Genomic DNA, 14,884 nt, shown 5'->3' on the forward strand with positions numbered 1-14,884 from the left:
CGGCCGGGACTCCGGTGATGCCCACGAGCGGGGGAGCGCGGGTGGCGAAGGAATCCGACACCGAGGAGCTGGCGAGACGGGCGGCGGCCGGCGACAGTGCCGCACTCGACGTGCTGTTGGCCGCGATCGGCCCGCGGGTGCTGGAGGAGATCGCGGGGCAGTTGGGCATCCCGGTCGGCACGTTGAAGTCCCGGATCCATCACGCCCGTCGGCACGTGCGGGAGTCGTTGCAGGGCTGAGCGAAGCGTACGCGGAGTGCGGTTTTGCCCCCGATCGAGTGACATCGTTTGACTTGTGTGTCGAATGCATCTTTGATGGTCGATGTCTATCGTTCGGTGTGGTCGGACGCTCGGTCGTCCGGGTGACCCGGTCGACGCCCTGACCCTGGAGGACGGATGCGAGTCATCGCGCGGACCAGACCACGACGGCGGCTGTTGCCGGCGGTGATGGCGGCGGTGACACTGCTGACCGTGGCCGTCGGCGTGCCGGCCGCCGCCGCGGCACCGTCGACAGTGGTCGGTGTGGCCAGCGGCCGTTGCCTGGATGTGGTCGGCAACGTCCGGACGGCCGGCGCCGGCATCAACATCTACGACTGCAACGGTCAGGCCAACCAGGCGTGGAGCCTCACCTCGGCCGGGGAGTTGCGGGTCTACGACGACACGATGTGTCTCGACGTGGTCGGCCAGGACACCACCGCGCCGGCCGCACTGCAGATCAACGGCTGCAATGGTGGTGCCAACCAGCGCTGGCGGATCAACACCAACGGGAGCATCGTCGGCGTCCAGTCCGGCCTGTGCCTGGACGTGAACGGCGCGGGCACCGCCAACAGCACCACGGTCGGGCTCTGGACCTGCAACGGGCAGACCAACCAACGGTGGACGACCGCCCTGGGCAGCAGCGACAGCCAGCCGCCCACGGCGCCGGGCAACCCGCGGGTGAGTGGCCTGACCTGCAACTCGGTGACCTTCGCGTGGAACGCCTCGACGGACAACGTCGCGGTCGCCTTCTACGACATCTACCACGACGGGCAGTTGATGACGTCGGTGAGCGGCACGACGCTGTCCACCAACCTCACCGTGGTCGCCGGTGCGACCTGGGGCCTGTACGTCAACGCCCGCGACGCCGCCGGCAACGTGTCCCAGGCGAGCACCACGGTCTCGATCACGCCGCCGCCCTGCCAGGTCGACACCCAGCCGCCGACCGCGCCGCAGCAGCTCATCGGCACCGCGTCGGGCACCACCGTGACACTGCGCTGGGCCGCGTCGAGCGACAACATCGGGGTCCGGGCGTACGACGTCCACCGCGCCGGCGTGAAGGTCGGCACGGTCACCGGCGCACCGCCGGCGACCACCTTCACCGACAGCGGGCTGGCCGCGAACACCGCGTACCAGTACTACGTGGTGGCCCGGGACGCGCAGAACAACGCCTCCTCGCGCAGCGGCACCACGACGGTGACGACCGGCGCGGCGTGCGGCAACCCGGTGTGCGGCGTACGCCAGGTCACCACCGACACCGACATCCCGTGGGGGCTGGTGACGTTGCCGGACGGCAGCGTCCTCTACAACCGCCGCGACGCGCACGACATCATCCAGCTCAACCCCACCACCGGCGCCAAGACCAACCTGGGCACGGTGCCGAACGTGCAGAGCACCGACGGTGAGGGCGGCCTGCTCGGGCTCGCCGTCTCGGCCAGCTTCAGCAGCGACCGCTGGTTGTACATCATGCACACCTCGCCCAGCGACAACCGGATCGTGCGGATCAGGTTGGAGAACGGGCGACTCAACACCGCCAGCGAACAGGTGCTGGTCAGTGGCATCCGGCGGAACAAGTACCACGACGGTGGCCGCCTGCGGTTCGGCCCGGACGGCAAGCTGTACGCCAGCACCGGCGACGCGCAGAACGGCAACTACGCGCAGGACCGTGCGGCCCTCGAAGGCAAGATCCTGCGCCTCAACCCGGACGGCACCGTCCCCTCGGACAACCCGTTCGGCAACTACGTGTGGAGCTACGGCCACCGCAACCCGCAGGGGCTGGCGTTCGACTCGCAGGGCCGGCTGTGGGAGCAGGAGTTCGGCAACTCGGTCATGGATGAGACCAACCTGATCACCCGGGGCGGCAACTACGGCTGGCCGGCGTGCGAGGGCACCAGCGGCGCGTGCGGCACCGCCGGGTTCATCGCGCCGGCGCGTACCTATCCCACCGCCGAAGGGTCCTGCTCGGGCATCACGATCGTGCGGGACGCGCTCTACGTGGCCTGCGCGCGGGGTGCCCGGATGTACCGCGCGGTGATCAGCGGCAGCAGCCTGACGAACGTGCAGACGTACTTCAGCGGCACCTACGGTCGGTTGCGGACGGTGGAGCCGGCTCCCGACGGGGGGCTCTGGCTGACCACCACCAACACCGGTGACAAGGACAGCACCCCGAACAACAGCAACGAGCGGATCCTGCACGTCACCCTCGGCAACTAGCAGGACCACAACAGTTCCGTGAGCGACGTCTCCGCAGGGCCACCCCGTGCTGGCCCTGCGGAGACACCGCGTCCTCAGGCCGTCCGGCCGCGGTTCGGCCAGTGCGGGTCGCCCCATCGGGCCGCGCCCGTGATGGCGAGCAGGCTGATCCCGGACAGCAGCTCCGGGTCGGCGCCGATCGTCCGCAGCCGGGCCGGGGCGTGCTGGAGCAGCCATGCGGTGAGCTCCGCGCGCAGGGCCTCCCTCTCGTCGGTCAACTCCCAGGTCCACCACGGCAGGTCGTCGCGTAACGCGATCGTGGCCGTTGCGTCCGGGCGTACCTCGGTGGGGTGATGGCTGAAGAGCGTGATGCCACAGAGGTATAAATATGACTCTGTGGCATCACGCTCGAAAGCGACAGCGTCGCCTGGCTGCGCGGCGTGCCGTCAGGGGCTCGTCAGGACGACCAGTTGCTGGGTCGCCCGGGTCATCGCGACGTAGCGGTCGACCGCCCCCTCGATGCCCGTGCCGAACGCTTCCGGGTCTACCAGGACGACCAGGTCGAATTCGAGACCCTTGGCCTGCTCCGGGCTCAACGACCGGACGCGCGACGTCGGTGGGAACGTCGGATCGCCGATGACGCAGGCCGTCCCGTCGACGTGCTCGGCGAGCCAGGCGTCGAGGATCGCGCCCAGCCCGGCGGTCGATCCGTGGACGACGGGGAGACCGTTGCTGCGGATGGAGGTCGGCACGTTGGCGTCCGGGAGCACGGCCCGGATGACCGGCTCGGCCTCCGCCATGACCTCCTCCGGGGTCCGGTAGTTGATGCTCAGGGTGGCCAGCGTGATCCGGTCGAGCCCGATCCGCGTCAGGCGTTCCTGCCACGACTCGGTGAACCCGTGCCGGGCCTGGGCGCGGTCCCCGACGATCGTGAAGCTGTGCGACGGGCAGCGGGCCAGCAGCATCTGCCACTCGGCGTCGGTCAGCTCCTGGGCCTCGTCCACGACGATGTGGGCGAACGGGCCGGCCAGCAGATCCGGGTCGGCGACGGGCAACGCGGACTCGTCGACCAGGGCGTCGAGCAGGTCCGGCTGGCGCAGCATCGTCAGCAGGCCTTCACCGTCGTCGTAGGCGTCGGCCGCGAGCAGTTCGTCGACGACCCGGGCCCTGTGCTCGCGTTCCACTGCGGCGGTGGGGTCGTGCCGACGCGGACGCCCGGACGCCTCGCCGAGGCGCCGTCGTGCCGCGTCCAGCAGCGGCAGGTCGGACACGGTCCAGGCCCGGGGGTCGTCGCGTTGCAGCTTCCGGACGTCCGCCGGGCTGAGCCAGGGCGCACACGTGCGCAGGTACGCGGGCACCGACCACAGGTCCCCCACGAGGTCGGCGGCGTCGAGCAGCGGCCAGGCGCGGTTGACGGTCGACCGCAGCTCCCTGTTTCGCAGCAGCGACCCGCGGACCACGTCGTCCGGCTCGTCGCCGTCGTACCTGTCCACGAGGATCGTGAGCAACTCCTCCCAGATCTCGTCTCGCGCCTCGTTGTGCGGGGTGCCCGGCCCCGGCGCCTCGAACGCGTCGGCCCAGTCCTCGGCACTCAGCCAGATGTCGGCGTCGTCGGTCGTCACCGTCATCGGGGTGACCGGTGGGTCCTCGTAGAACCTGACCGCCGCGTCGATGGCACCGACCAGGTCCGCGGTTGACTTCAACCGGGCGACGTCCGGGTCGGGTTCGACGGTCGCCGTGGCGCCCTCGCCGACGAGGTCCCGCAGGGTGCAGGTCTGCACGTCCTCCTCGCCGAGGCTGGGCAGGACGTCGGCGACGTACGCCAGGTAGGGCTGGTGCGGCCCGACGAAGAGCACGCCACCGCGACGCTGACCCAGGCGAGGGTCGGAGTAGAGCAGGTAGGCGGTGCGGTGCAGCGCGACGACGGTCTTCCCGGTGCCCGGACCACCGTCCACGACGAGCGCCCCGGCCGAGCCCGCGCGGATGATGGCGTCCTGGTCGGCCTGGATGGTGCTGAGCACGTCCCGCATCCGGGTCGACCGGGCGCTGCCGAGGCTGGCGATGAACGCGGACTGGTCGTCCAGTGCGACCGCGTGCCCCACGAACCCGTCCGGGGTGAAGACCTCGTCCCAGTAGTCGCTGATCCGGCCGCGGGTCCAGCGGTACCGGCGACGGCTCGCCAGACCCATCGGGTTGGCGTGGGTGGCGCCGAAGAACGGCTCGGCGGCGGGAGAGCGCCAGTCGAGCAGCAGCCGCCGGCCCTCGCTGTCGGTGAGGCCGCGACGTCCGACGTACACGGGCTCGGGGTCGTCCGCGCCGACCACGTGGCCGAGACACAGGTCCAGGCCGTAGCGACTCAGCGCACGCAGGCGGCCGGTCAGCCGACGGATCTCCTCGTCCCGGTCCATCGCCTGCCGGCCCTTGCCGCCGGGCGCCCTGCGCTCGGCGGCAAGGCGCTCGGACAGCTCTGCGTTCAGCTGATCAAGGCTCTCCGCCATCGTCGCGAAGTGCTGCTCGTCGCGGGCGATCAGCGCCGGGTCGGTCTTGGGGGACAGATGATCGGGGAAATCGAACACGGAGGTGGGCAAGGAATTCAAATGGGGACTTCCAATTCGGCAGATTCTGGCCTCGGCCGACGATTTTGCGGCACGAACCGGGTCTTGCCGCAAGCCCCCCAGTGCGCTATATGTTAGAAGTGGCAGGGGGCAGGTGCCCCCGTTTTCCAAGCTCAGGGCGCGTCCACGACCTCTCGGCCGAGAGGCCAGAGTGCCGCCGGCACGAGCTTGAAGTTGGCAATGCCGAATGGAATCCCGATGATCGTCACGCAGAGCGCGATGCCGGCGACGACGTGGGACAGCGCGAGCCACCAGCCCGCCAGCACCAGCCAGAGGATGTTCGCCAGACCGGACGCGACGCCCGCGCCGGGCTTCGGCACCAGGGTGCGGCCGAAGGGCCACAACGAGTAGACGGCGAGGCGGAGCGACGCGACCCCGAACGGGATCGTCACGACCAGGACGAAGCAGATCAGCGCGGCGACGCCGTAGCCGACCGCCAGGACGATGCCACCGCCGAAGATGAGCCACAGCACATTCAGTACGAAACGAATCACCACTCCAGCATGAGCGATGCTCGCCACCGGGCCGCCCGACCCTGTCGCCGCTCCTCTCCGGCGCATGTGCCCGGGTCAGCCGACCGCGTGCTGGCGTCGCGTGGCGTCGTCGGACAACTGGCCGAGGGCGTCGTCGAGGCTCTCGAAGATCGGGAACGCGCCGTCGAGGCGCATGGTGTGCAGGACGGTGCGGATGAAGCGCGACGGCGCGGCGAGGCAGAGCGTGACGCCGCGTTCCCGCGCGTCGCGGTGTGCGCGGACGAGAAGACCGAGCCCGGTCGAGTCGATGATGTGCACCCGGCTCAGGTCGACGACGACGTGCCCGCCCACCTCGGCCACGTGCCGCAGCGCCGTACGCAGGGTGTCACCGGTGTCGAGGTCGATGTCGCCCGTGGCGGCGATGACGGTGACGTCGTCGAGGTGGTCGATGCCGAGGATGCCTCCGGGGCCGTGGCCGGCGCACGAGCCGGACCCGCTGCGCGGGGGTGGCAGCAGGCTGCAGTGCGGGCAGCGGTGCGGCCCGGTGGCGAACGGGGAGCCGCTCCAGCCGTGCTCGGCCACCAGGGTCCAGACGACCTCGGCGTCGGGAAGCACGCACGCGGTGCCGCGAATGGTCTCGCCGCAGGTGTCACAGATGAGGGTCATCAGGTACTCGTCCGGGACGACGGTCATGCTGGGGTCCTTCCTACGCCCTGGCCTGGTGCGGTCCGCGCCGCCACGCCCCGGTCGGTGACGATCGACAGCACCTGGTCGAGGCGGGCGATGTGCAGGATGCGGCGGACCCGAAGGTTCGGGTTGCGCACGGTGAGGACCGCGTCGGCGCGAGCCAGCCTCCGGTGCAGGTCGAGGAGCAGGCCGATGGCGGCGGCGTCGAGGTGTCGGCAGTCGGAGAGATCGATCACGACCTGTGCGGGGCGCAGGGTCAACAGTCGATCGAACATCGCACCGACCTCCGGTAGGCAGGCCAGGTCGAGTTCGGTGACGCGCACCTCGACCAGCGGCAGTGTGTACCGCGTCGGCATCACCGGCGTTGTCATGGCCGTGCCCCTCTCCGTCAGCTCTCGGTCCACCACCACCGTTACGGGCGGGTTTGGCGATAGCTGCAAGGCTCTGTGACAGTTGTGTGACAAAACCGCGAGCTGAGCAGCACGGTTGGCCGCTCGGCGGGCTGCCGAGGATGATTCCGGCATGACGGCCGTACTGGTGATCGAGGACGACGACCGCATCCGGCTCGCGCTGCTGCTCGCACTGGAGGACGAGGGCTACGACGCCCTCGGCGCGGCAACCGCGGAGGAGGGCCTGCGCGCCCAGCGTCACCACCCGGCCGACTACGTGCTCGTCGACCTGATGCTTCCCGGCCTCGACGGCTTCGAGTGCATCCGACAACTGCGCCGTGACGACGACGTACCGATCGTGGTCGTCAGCGCCCGGGACGGGACCGACGACATCGTGGCCGCCCTCGAAGCCGGCGCCGACGACTACGTCGTCAAACCCGTGGCGATCAGAGAGCTGACCGCCCGACTGCGAGCCCTGCGTCGGCGCGCCCGGCCGCTGGCGGCCGCGTCAACGCCGGATCCGGTGCCGGCGGTGGCCTTCGGGGAGCTGGAGATCAGCCCGGAGGCGGGGGAGGTGCGCCGCGCCGGCCAGCAGGTCACCGTCACCCGCACCGAGTTCCGCCTGCTCTGCGAGCTGGCCGAGCACGCCGGCCGGGTGCTGTCCCGTCAGCAGTTGCTGCAACGGGTCTGGGGCTACGACAGCGGCGACGAACGGCTGGTCGACGTCCACGTCGGCCGACTGCGGCAGAAGATCGAGCCGGACCCGGCGAACCCCCGGCACCTGGTGACCCTGCGGGGTCTGGGCTACAAGCTGCAACGATGAGACGCCTCGGACTGCGTACCCGGGTGGCCGCCGCGTTCGCCGTCGGCGCGCTCCTGCTCTCCGCGTCGATGGCCCTGGTCTCCTACGAACTGACCCGTCGATCCCTGCTCGAAGACCGGGAACGCATCGCGTTGCGGGCCGCCTACTTCGACGCCGCGGTGGTGCACGCCGGGCTCGACACGGACAGTCCGGACGTGGTGGAGGTGCTCCGGTCGCTGGACACCGGCGGGAACCGGCGGCCGGTGCTGCACCTCAACGGTGAGTGGTACGCGCGCACCGCGGACCCGGGCACCACCACCGCCATTCCCGCCGAGCTGCGTCGGATCGTCGCCGCCGGAGAACCGGCGGTGCAGCGGGTACGCGTCGCCGGACAACCCGCCCTCGTGGTGGGGGTGCCGCTGTCCGCGTCGGCGGCGTACTTCGAGGTCAACTCGCTGCGCGAGTTGGAGCAGACGTTCCAGGTCCTGGCGCTGGCGTTGACCACGGTCGCGGTGCTGGTCGCCGGGTCCGGGGCCGCCCTCGGGTGGTACGCCACACGGCACGGGCTACGGCCGCTGACAGCGGTCGCGGACGCTGCCGGGAAGATCGCCGCCGGTGACTTCACCGCCCGGCTGACCCCAGCGACCGACCCCGACCTGACCCGCCTCTCGTCCTCGTTCAACCAGATGGTCGACCAGCTCGCCCGCCGCATCGAGCGGGACCGGCGCTTCGCCGCCGACGTCAGCCACGAGCTGCGCTCACCGTTGCAGACCCTCGCCGCGGCGGCCAGCGTCCTGGCCCGTCGTCGGGAACACCAGGACGACCGGACGGCGATGGCCGCCGGGCTCGTCGCCGCCGAGATCGACCGTTTCCAGCGACTGGTCAACGACCTGATCGACCTGGCCCGCAGCGACCAGCCGGCCCACCGTGCCCCGGTGGACGTGGTGGAGCTGGCCGAAGAGGCCTGCCACGCGTACGACCTGCCGGTCGGCGTCGTTCAGCTGGCGCCGGAGGTCCCCCCGACCTGGCACGTCGAGCGGCGGCGGATCGCCCAGGTCCTGGCGAACCTGCTGGACAACGCCGTGACCTACGGCGCCGGCCCCGCGGCAGTCCGTCTCTGCCGTGACGGGGGCTCCGGTGTCATCGAGGTCGACGACGATGGCCCGGGCGTGCCCGTGGAGGATCGTGAGGCGATCTTCGACCGTTTCGTCCGGGGTCGAGCCGCCCACACCCGTGGCGCCGGGGACGGCACGGGGCTCGGGCTCGCGCTGGTGGCCCAGCACGCCGCCGCGCACGACGGGCACGCCACCGTCGTCGACCGCCCCGGGGGCGGCGCACGCTTCCGGGTCACCCTGCCGGGCAGCCTGCCGTGAACCGACGCCGTCTCGCCCCGTTGGCGCTCGTCCTGTTGGTGACCGGTTGCGGCATCCCCACCGACGAGGGCCCCCGGACGGTGCAGCCACCGCGCGGGCCGTTCCACAGCTCCGTTCCCGCCGACGCCACCGCGCCGGCCGGCCACGTCGTGGAGACACTCTGCCTGGTACGCGACAACTGGATCATCCCCGTGGTCCGGCGCGTCGACCGTGCGCCGAGCATGGCCGACCAACTGCGGCACCTGCTCTCCGGCCCGACCGGGGAGGAGCGCGACAGCGACCTGACCAGCGCGCTGCCGGGGGCGGTCAACGCGGCCGGGGTGACGGTGACCGGCACGCAGGCCCTCGTCGCGGTGGACGCGCCCGCCGTCGATGCCGGCCGCAGCGACGAGGTCCTCGCCTTCGGGCAGATCGTCTGCACCCTGACCAGCCGCGACGACGTCACCACAGTGGCCTTCCTGCGCGATGGCAGACCCCTCGGCGTGCCCCGGGCCGACGGTTCGTTGTCCGCCGACCCGCTCACCCGCGCCGACTACGGCCCACTCATCACGGAGCGGTGAGCCGTTCACGCCCGGCCGATGGGCCGGACGTGGGGTCACACCGCTGCCGGCACCGAGGGTCTGCTCAGTGGAATACCTGAGACGAATTCCAGGGCTGGGCGGGGGAGCCTCCCGGAGGTCGCACGGGTGTGGGCGGCCAGATGATGGCTGGCATGAAACGCGCTGCGCTCTTCGTGATCGCCGGACCGGTCGGTATCGCGGCCTACGGACTGGTACGCCTGTGGGGAAAGTCCGACGGGGTGTACGGCCCAGGGCTCGACTGGCAGGCCGCGCATCTCGTCGGCCTCGCCGGCATGGTGTGCTTCGTCCCGGCCGTGCTCGCCCTGGCCCGTCTGCTGCCCCGCAGCCCGTGGCGTACCGGGGTGGTGACCGTCACCATGGTCGGCCTGGGCGCGACGATGGTGCAGTTCGGCGCCGACATCGTCGAGGGGCTCCTGGCCGCGGACCGGGCGGAGATGTCAGCGCTCGGCGCGGACTTCAAGGACATCCCCGGTGTCGAGGTGGCCTTCTACGACGTCGTACCCCAGTTCTTCTTCCTCGGCCTCGTCGTCCTCGCCGGAATGCTCGCGGCCCGACGGCGGCTGCCGTGGTGGAGCGTCCCGCTGCTGGTCGCCGGCATCGTCGCGCCGGTGGTCACGCTCAACCTGCTGCCCATCGGCGGCCTGTGCATCCTGGCGGCGTTGGCGCCGGCGCTGCCGGCCCTGCGGCAGCAGGGTGAGCGGGCCGAGTCGCCCGTGACCGCGCGCTGAGACACGTTGGACCGCGCGGCGAAGGGACGAATAGGTGGAAGGTGTCTCGATGGTACGTGATCCGACAGCACCCGACCGGGCGGCCATATAGCGTCTGAGCTGGGCAAACGTTCTGAATGGACCTTTGGGACGGCCCTGTTCCGATGCCACTGCCGGGGCATTTCACGTACGTCACGCAAGGAAGGCCCTGTCATGCATCGTGTGTTCCATCGAGGACTGCTCCTGACCAGCACCGCCATCGTCATCGGAATGCTGACGACCTCGGCGGGAGCTGCGGCCCGGCCGCACAGCGCGCCGCCCGTCAGCACCGCAGCCTCCAGCCGGTCGTCGTTGGACGCGTTCCCCTGCACCATCCTCTGGGATCTGTTGAACGCCGGCGGCCGTAACGGGCGGGTGGCGGTCGGTCTGACCGAGGACCAGCAGCTCCTGAAGTTCGCCGCCAACCGACCGGGGTTGGCCTGTCTGATCGGCACCGTGGACCTGCCCGGCACCGAGAACCTCGTCGGCATCGACTACCGGGTCCAGGACGGCAGGCTCTACGGCGTCGGCAGCAGCGGTGGCATTTTCACCCTGTCCACCAGCAACGCCACCGCCACGAAGGTCAGCCAGCTGACCGTCGCCCTCAGCGGGTCGTTCTTCGGCGTCGACTTCAACCCGGCCGCCGACCGCCTGCGCATCATCAGCAACCTGGGGCAGAACCTGCGGCACAACGTCAACGTCGGCGGCACCACGCTCGCCGACAGCACCCTCACCTACCCGCCAGCGGTCACCGCCGCGCCCGGGCTGACCGCAGCGGCCTACACCAACAACGACCTCGATCCGAGCACCGCGACCACGTTGTTCGACGTCGACACCAACCTGGACCAGGTCGCGCTGCAGTCTCCGGCCAACTCGGGCCAACTCGTCGCCACCGGCAGCCTGGGTGTGGCCGCCGACCAGCGGGCCGGCTTCGACATCCACAGCACCGTCCGCAGCGGGCGAGCCACGGGCAACAACGCCTACGCGGTCCTCAACGGCAGCGTTCCCAGCCGGGTCTACCAGGTGGATCTGCTCACCGGTGCGGCTCAGTCAACGGGTGGGTTCGCCGTGGGCCACCTGGTCATCGATCTCGCCGTGCAACTCAACCAGCAGTAGCCCTCCGGGGTTGCGCAGGGGTGGCCCGTCTCCGGACGGGTCACCCCTGACCGGCGGGAGCCGGTGCTGAGCCGGACCGGTCAGTGCGAGAAGCCGACGCAGGCGGCCCCGTCGATGGCGCAGGCCTCGGGGGCCGCGCCCGCCGGCGAGCCGTTGACCCGGAACGTCACCGTCACCGAGGCGCTGCCCGCCACCTGACCGGCGCCTCCGTCCGGCACGAACGTCCACACCGCGCCGTCTCGGCTGACCCGCGCGCCCTCGACCGCGCTGACCCGCAGCGACTCCCGGGGCAGGGTGACGGTCAGCGTCCACTGCGGCACCGGCACCGAGCCGGGATTGCTGATCGTCACGGCCGCGCCGTAACTGAGCAGGGCGGTGTCCGCGATGGCGAAATCGGCGGTCAGGGCGGCCGGGGTGGCCGACGCCGTCGCGCCGCTCGGTGTGGGCCGGGTCGACGCACCGACGGTCGGTGGGGCCGCGGTGGTCGACGCGGTCGGTGAGGGAGCGGACGTCGCCGGGCTGCTGGCCGCCGGACGTGCCTGTGCCCGGGGAGTGTCGGTCGGCGCAGTGCCCACCTGCTCGGTTGACGGTGGCGCGTCGAGGGTCACCGGCGTCAGCTTCTCCGGCGTACGCAGCAACCCGATGACCGAGACGGCCGTCGCGACCAGCACCCCGAGCGCCGCGATCACGGCCACCCAGGTGGCCCGCGAGACGTCGTCCCGACCGGTGAGCACCCGCCGCGCGGTCGTGCCGACAGCCACGATCCGGTCCAGCAGGATGATCGCCACGGTACGGCGTGGCTGGGGTGGTGTTGCCGGCACTGCCTGTCTCCCCTTCAGTTCGTCGCCGGATGCGCGCCCACGATCCGTGCGGGCGGCATCTGCCCCGTCACAGGCCGCGAAGCCCGACGAGTATCGCCTCGAGCAGATCGTCGGTCGGCAGCTCCGACAGCATCGGCGGGTCATGCGTCTCGATCAGCCCGGCGGTGAGCAGGTCACCGAGTAGCACCCGGACCGTCCCCAGGGGAAGATCCAGCTCCGCGGCGACCTCGGCCACCGACACTGGATCGTGACACAGCTCGACGATCCGCGCCTGTTCGGGGAAGAGCGGTGTGGGCGGCGTGACCCCCCGGCGGGCGACGACCAGGGAGATCAGGTCGAACGTGTCGCCACTGGGTGCGGTGCGCCCTCCGGTCATCGTGTACGGCCGGGCCACCGGGCCCGCGTCGTCGTCGTACCACGCCTCGTCAGCGCTGCCGGTGCTGCGCACCAGGATCCCCGATCGTCGCCGAGGAGGCGGGTCCGAGACGGATCGGCAGGTGCCGCTCGGCCTGCCCCACGAAGAGCGCCACCTCGTACGCCATGTCGCCGACCTTGACGTCGTCACCGGCGATCCGCACGGTGAGGATCGTGCCGTTCGGGATGGTGGCGACGAACAGGAACGCTCGCGCCATCTGCACCACGACCTGACGCAGACCGCCCCCTTCGCAGAGCCGGGTGGCGGCCAACCCCATCGCGATCAGACCGGCGACCACGCCGGAGAGCTGTTCGGCCAGCTCGCCCTTGACCTGTTGGGAACCGCCGAGGGGCAGCCCGTCGGGGGAGAGCACCACGGCGAACTCCGCGCCGTGCACTCGTTCGACCAGGCGGTCCAGGGCGCCGGTCAGGTCGTCGTCGGTGACCACTGCGGACGTCATGGGTGTCTCCTTGTTGCTCTTGCGACCGGCAACTCGACCGTGTCGAGGCTGGTCCTGCCGGGTTTCGGGCCGGTCGGCCCGGTGTGGCGGATCCGCGTCGGCAGTTGGCCGTCGCCGTTCTGGGCGGAGGGGTCGGTGCCGCCGCGTGCCGGCGGGTGGGGGGTGCCGGGTGATGCGCCGGCCGGCCCACGGCCGGTGTCACCCGACGTGACCAGCGCGCCCGGGAGAAGCACGGTGGCGGCTGTCCCACCACGCCGGCTGGGGCGCAACGAGACGTGCGCGCCACTGCGCCCGGCCAGCACGGCGGCCGCGTACAGGCCCGCGAAACCCGTGGGCGGGCCGTCCGGCGGTGGGTGGCCGAGCAGGTGGTTCGCCTCGGCCAGCGCGGACGAGTCCATACCCGGCCCGTCGTCGACGACCAGCACCGCGCAACCCTGCGGTCGGTACTCGGCGCTGACCCGCACCGTGGTGTCCGCCGCGGAGAAGGCGAGGGCGTTCTCGATCAGCTCCGACAACAGGTGGACGACGTCCGTGACGGCGGGGCCCGCGAGCGACCAGGGCCAGTGCGGTGCGATCAGGACCCGGTGGTAGTCCGGCACCTCGGCGACCGCACCGCGCGCCACGTCGAGCAGGGGCACGGGTCGCCGCCAGCGGCGGGCGGGCCTCGTGCCGGCGAGGGTGATCAGCTTCTCCACGTTGCGGCGGATCCGGGTGGTGAGATGGTCGAGCTGGAACAGCTCGCTGGTCTCCTCGGCGGACCGCTCCCGGCGTTGCATCCCGTCCAGCAGGCCGAGCTGATCGCGCAGCAGAACCTGGTTGCGTCGGGTGAGCAGCAGGAACAACTCCTGTTCGGCGTCACCGTCCGGCGTCGTCGTGGCATCGCGCGCCGGGGCCTGGGCCGGGGTCACGGCCTGGGCCGGGGTGCCGTCGTCCGGCGTGACCCGTTCGTCGGTCAGGCGTCGGACGGTGCTCACCCAACCCAGCAGGAGCACGAGCACGACGATGAGGCCGAGCCCCACCACGGCACCGGTACGCGCGACGACCACCGCTGCGCCCGGCGCGGCCCGCTCCGCACTGCTGCGGGCGGTGGTCGTCACCAGCGTCTGCAGTGCGCCCAGAGCGGCGTCCGCAGCTGCCCGCCAGGCCTGGACGGTGATCCCGGTCAGCGCGGTGTCGGCCGCCAGCAGCCGGGCCTCCAGGGCGAGCAGACCCGCGAAGTCGGGACCGGTCAGGAGGCGCTGGTGCTCACTCTGGCCGCCGTCGGGCAGCCCGGCCGCTGCCTCGCCGCGCGCGTACCGCTGGCTGCTGACGAGTTCGGTCAGCCGGCTCCGCGCCTCGGTGCCCAGCCGTGCACCGGTCAGGGCCGCGCTGACCAGGGTGTCCTCCCGGGCAAGCAGCTCCCGGGCGCGGGCCAGCGCGATCACCGCCCGGGTGTCGGCGGCCAGGGTGCTCTCGTACGCGCCCCACTCCGGGCCGTACACCCGGAAGGCGACGTCGACGACCTGGTCGTACGCGTCGATCGCCCCGACCAGGTCGAGACGCCCGGCGTCCACCTGGGACCGGATCGTGCCCAGCCCGTCGAGCCGACGGACCAGTTCGCCGGCCCGGTCGCGGACGTCACCGGCGCTGAGCAGCCGAAGGTCGCGGCCCTCGGTGAACGCGCGGACCTCGGCGGCGGCCCGGTCGGTGCCCGCGCGCGCCGCGACCAGCGGGGGTGCCGTCGGCGTGGCGGCGGCGACCCCCTCGGCGGTGAGCCGACGTTCGGCCTGCAGGCCCAGGACCAGTCGGTCGACGGGCTGGCCCAGGGTGTCCGCCAGGGCCCGCACGCGCAGCAGGTCGGCCGCGTCCTGGCTGGCCACGTAGGCCGCGTAGGACCACAGTGAGACGAGTACGGCCGCCAGCACGACAAGCCTGACCCGGATCAGTCGCACCTCGTTGGGCGTCACGTCCGCCCCCGCT

At 71.6% G+C, this 14,884-nt stretch carries 16 protein-coding genes; 7 read left to right on the forward strand and 9 right to left on the reverse strand.

Annotation, left to right across the window (positions count from 1 at the left end):
* Positions 1–41: 41 nt before the first annotated feature.
* Together LADH09A_RS24090 and LADH09A_RS24095 are read left to right on the forward strand one after the other, a co-directional pair.
* Positions 42–239, forward strand: a complete 198-nt coding sequence (locus LADH09A_RS24090) for a sigma factor-like helix-turn-helix DNA-binding protein (protein WP_238647742.1) — start codon at positions 42–44, stop codon at positions 237–239.
* 156 nt (positions 240–395) lie between these two features.
* Entirely contained in the window at positions 396–2,468 is a 2,073-nt protein-coding gene (locus tag LADH09A_RS24095; protein ID WP_238647743.1) for a PQQ-dependent sugar dehydrogenase, read from the forward strand.
* A 74-nt stretch (positions 2,469–2,542) separates the two neighbouring features.
* On the opposite strand, the gene LADH09A_RS24100 is transcribed toward LADH09A_RS24095, so the two are convergent.
* From LADH09A_RS24100 to LADH09A_RS24120, 5 genes are all read right to left on the reverse strand, one after another.
* Positions 2,543–2,725, reverse strand: a complete 183-nt coding sequence (locus tag LADH09A_RS24100) for a hypothetical protein (protein WP_238647744.1) — start codon at positions 2,723–2,725, stop codon at positions 2,543–2,545.
* 168 nt (positions 2,726–2,893) lie between these two features.
* The gene (gene helR, locus LADH09A_RS24105) at positions 2,894–5,023 is read right to left on the reverse strand and encodes an RNA polymerase recycling motor ATPase HelR (RefSeq protein WP_238647745.1); all 2,130 of its coding nucleotides are present in this window, start codon (positions 5,021–5,023) and stop codon (positions 2,894–2,896) included.
* Between the two features lie 152 nt (positions 5,024–5,175).
* On the reverse strand, positions 5,176–5,556 hold the full coding sequence (locus LADH09A_RS24110; protein ID WP_238647783.1) for a YccF domain-containing protein: 381 nt from the start codon (positions 5,554–5,556) through the stop codon (positions 5,176–5,178).
* Between the two features lie 75 nt (positions 5,557–5,631).
* The gene (locus tag LADH09A_RS24115; RefSeq protein WP_238647746.1) at positions 5,632–6,228 is read right to left on the reverse strand and encodes an STAS domain-containing protein; all 597 of its coding nucleotides are present in this window, start codon (positions 6,226–6,228) and stop codon (positions 5,632–5,634) included.
* Positions 6,225–6,593: an STAS domain-containing protein gene (locus LADH09A_RS24120; RefSeq protein ID WP_238647747.1), complete on the reverse strand. Its 369-nt coding sequence runs from the start codon at positions 6,591–6,593 to the stop codon at positions 6,225–6,227. Before LADH09A_RS24120 ends, LADH09A_RS24115 begins: the two co-directional genes overlap by 4 nt.
* A 151-nt stretch (positions 6,594–6,744) precedes the next feature.
* On the opposite strand from LADH09A_RS24120, the gene LADH09A_RS24125 reads away from it, so the two are divergent.
* The 5 genes from LADH09A_RS24125 (at position 6,745) to LADH09A_RS24145 (ending at position 11,229) form a co-directional block, all read left to right on the forward strand.
* Positions 6,745–7,434: a response regulator transcription factor gene (locus LADH09A_RS24125; RefSeq protein WP_088948809.1), complete on the forward strand. Its 690-nt coding sequence runs from the start codon at positions 6,745–6,747 to the stop codon at positions 7,432–7,434.
* Positions 7,431–8,786, forward strand: a complete 1,356-nt coding sequence (locus tag LADH09A_RS24130; RefSeq protein WP_238647748.1) for a sensor histidine kinase — start codon at positions 7,431–7,433, stop codon at positions 8,784–8,786. Before LADH09A_RS24125 ends, LADH09A_RS24130 begins: the two co-directional genes overlap by 4 nt.
* Positions 8,783–9,346 (forward strand): GerMN domain-containing protein, encoded by a 564-nt coding sequence (locus LADH09A_RS24135; RefSeq protein ID WP_238647749.1) that lies wholly within the window; start codon positions 8,783–8,785, stop codon positions 9,344–9,346. The genes LADH09A_RS24130 and LADH09A_RS24135 overlap by 4 nt, the downstream gene beginning before the upstream one ends.
* Before the next feature lie 152 nt (positions 9,347–9,498).
* Positions 9,499–10,095, forward strand: a complete 597-nt coding sequence (locus LADH09A_RS24140; protein ID WP_238647750.1) for a hypothetical protein — start codon at positions 9,499–9,501, stop codon at positions 10,093–10,095.
* Between the two features lie 192 nt (positions 10,096–10,287).
* A complete protein-coding gene (locus LADH09A_RS24145) occupies positions 10,288–11,229 on the forward strand; it encodes a DUF4394 domain-containing protein (RefSeq protein WP_238647751.1) in 942 nt (313 codons plus the stop codon).
* An 80-nt stretch (positions 11,230–11,309) separates the two neighbouring features.
* Here LADH09A_RS24145 and LADH09A_RS24150 read toward each other — a convergent pair whose 3' ends face one another.
* The 4 genes from LADH09A_RS24150 to LADH09A_RS24165 all read right to left on the reverse strand — a co-directional run bounded on the left by LADH09A_RS24150 (position 11,310) and on the right by LADH09A_RS24165 (position 14,871).
* The gene (locus tag LADH09A_RS24150) at positions 11,310–12,050 is read right to left on the reverse strand and encodes a cellulose binding domain-containing protein (protein WP_238647752.1); all 741 of its coding nucleotides are present in this window, start codon (positions 12,048–12,050) and stop codon (positions 11,310–11,312) included.
* Positions 12,051–12,117: 67 nt separating this feature from the next.
* Positions 12,118–12,498, reverse strand: coding sequence for a DUF742 domain-containing protein (locus LADH09A_RS24155; protein ID WP_308194674.1), 381 nt, complete (start codon positions 12,496–12,498; stop codon positions 12,118–12,120).
* Positions 12,476–12,925 (reverse strand): roadblock/LC7 domain-containing protein, encoded by a 450-nt coding sequence (locus LADH09A_RS24160; RefSeq protein WP_238647753.1) that lies wholly within the window; start codon positions 12,923–12,925, stop codon positions 12,476–12,478. Before LADH09A_RS24160 ends, LADH09A_RS24155 begins: the two co-directional genes overlap by 23 nt.
* Positions 12,922–14,871, reverse strand: a complete 1,950-nt coding sequence (locus tag LADH09A_RS24165) for a sensor histidine kinase (protein ID WP_238647754.1) — start codon at positions 14,869–14,871, stop codon at positions 12,922–12,924. Before LADH09A_RS24165 ends, LADH09A_RS24160 begins: the two co-directional genes overlap by 4 nt.
* Positions 14,872–14,884: the final 13 nt, after the last annotated feature.

The organism is Micromonospora cabrerizensis (genome assembly GCF_022230955.1).
GTDB classification, from domain to species: domain Bacteria; phylum Actinomycetota; class Actinomycetes; order Mycobacteriales; family Micromonosporaceae; genus Micromonospora; species Micromonospora cabrerizensis.

What these genes read in the sequence shown, in the direction of transcription:
- LADH09A_RS24120 (WP_238647747.1), bottom strand. Translation starts at nt 6,593, where the DNA reads ATGACAACGCCGGTGATGCCGACGCGGTACACACTGCCGCTGGTCGAG.
- LADH09A_RS24125 (WP_088948809.1), top strand. Translation starts at nt 6,745, where the DNA reads ATGACGGCCGTACTGGTGATCGAGGACGACGACCGCATCCGGCTCGCG.
- LADH09A_RS24115 (WP_238647746.1), bottom strand. Translation starts at nt 6,228, where the DNA reads ATGACCGTCGTCCCGGACGAGTACCTGATGACCCTCATCTGTGACACC.
- LADH09A_RS24095 (WP_238647743.1), top strand. Translation starts at nt 396, where the DNA reads ATGCGAGTCATCGCGCGGACCAGACCACGACGGCGGCTGTTGCCGGCG.
- LADH09A_RS24145 (WP_238647751.1), top strand. Translation starts at nt 10,288, where the DNA reads ATGCATCGTGTGTTCCATCGAGGACTGCTCCTGACCAGCACCGCCATC.
- LADH09A_RS24160 (WP_238647753.1), bottom strand. Translation starts at nt 12,925, where the DNA reads ATGACGTCCGCAGTGGTCACCGACGACGACCTGACCGGCGCCCTGGAC.
- LADH09A_RS24140 (WP_238647750.1), top strand. Translation starts at nt 9,499, where the DNA reads ATGAAACGCGCTGCGCTCTTCGTGATCGCCGGACCGGTCGGTATCGCG.
- LADH09A_RS24130 (WP_238647748.1), top strand. Translation starts at nt 7,431, where the DNA reads ATGAGACGCCTCGGACTGCGTACCCGGGTGGCCGCCGCGTTCGCCGTC.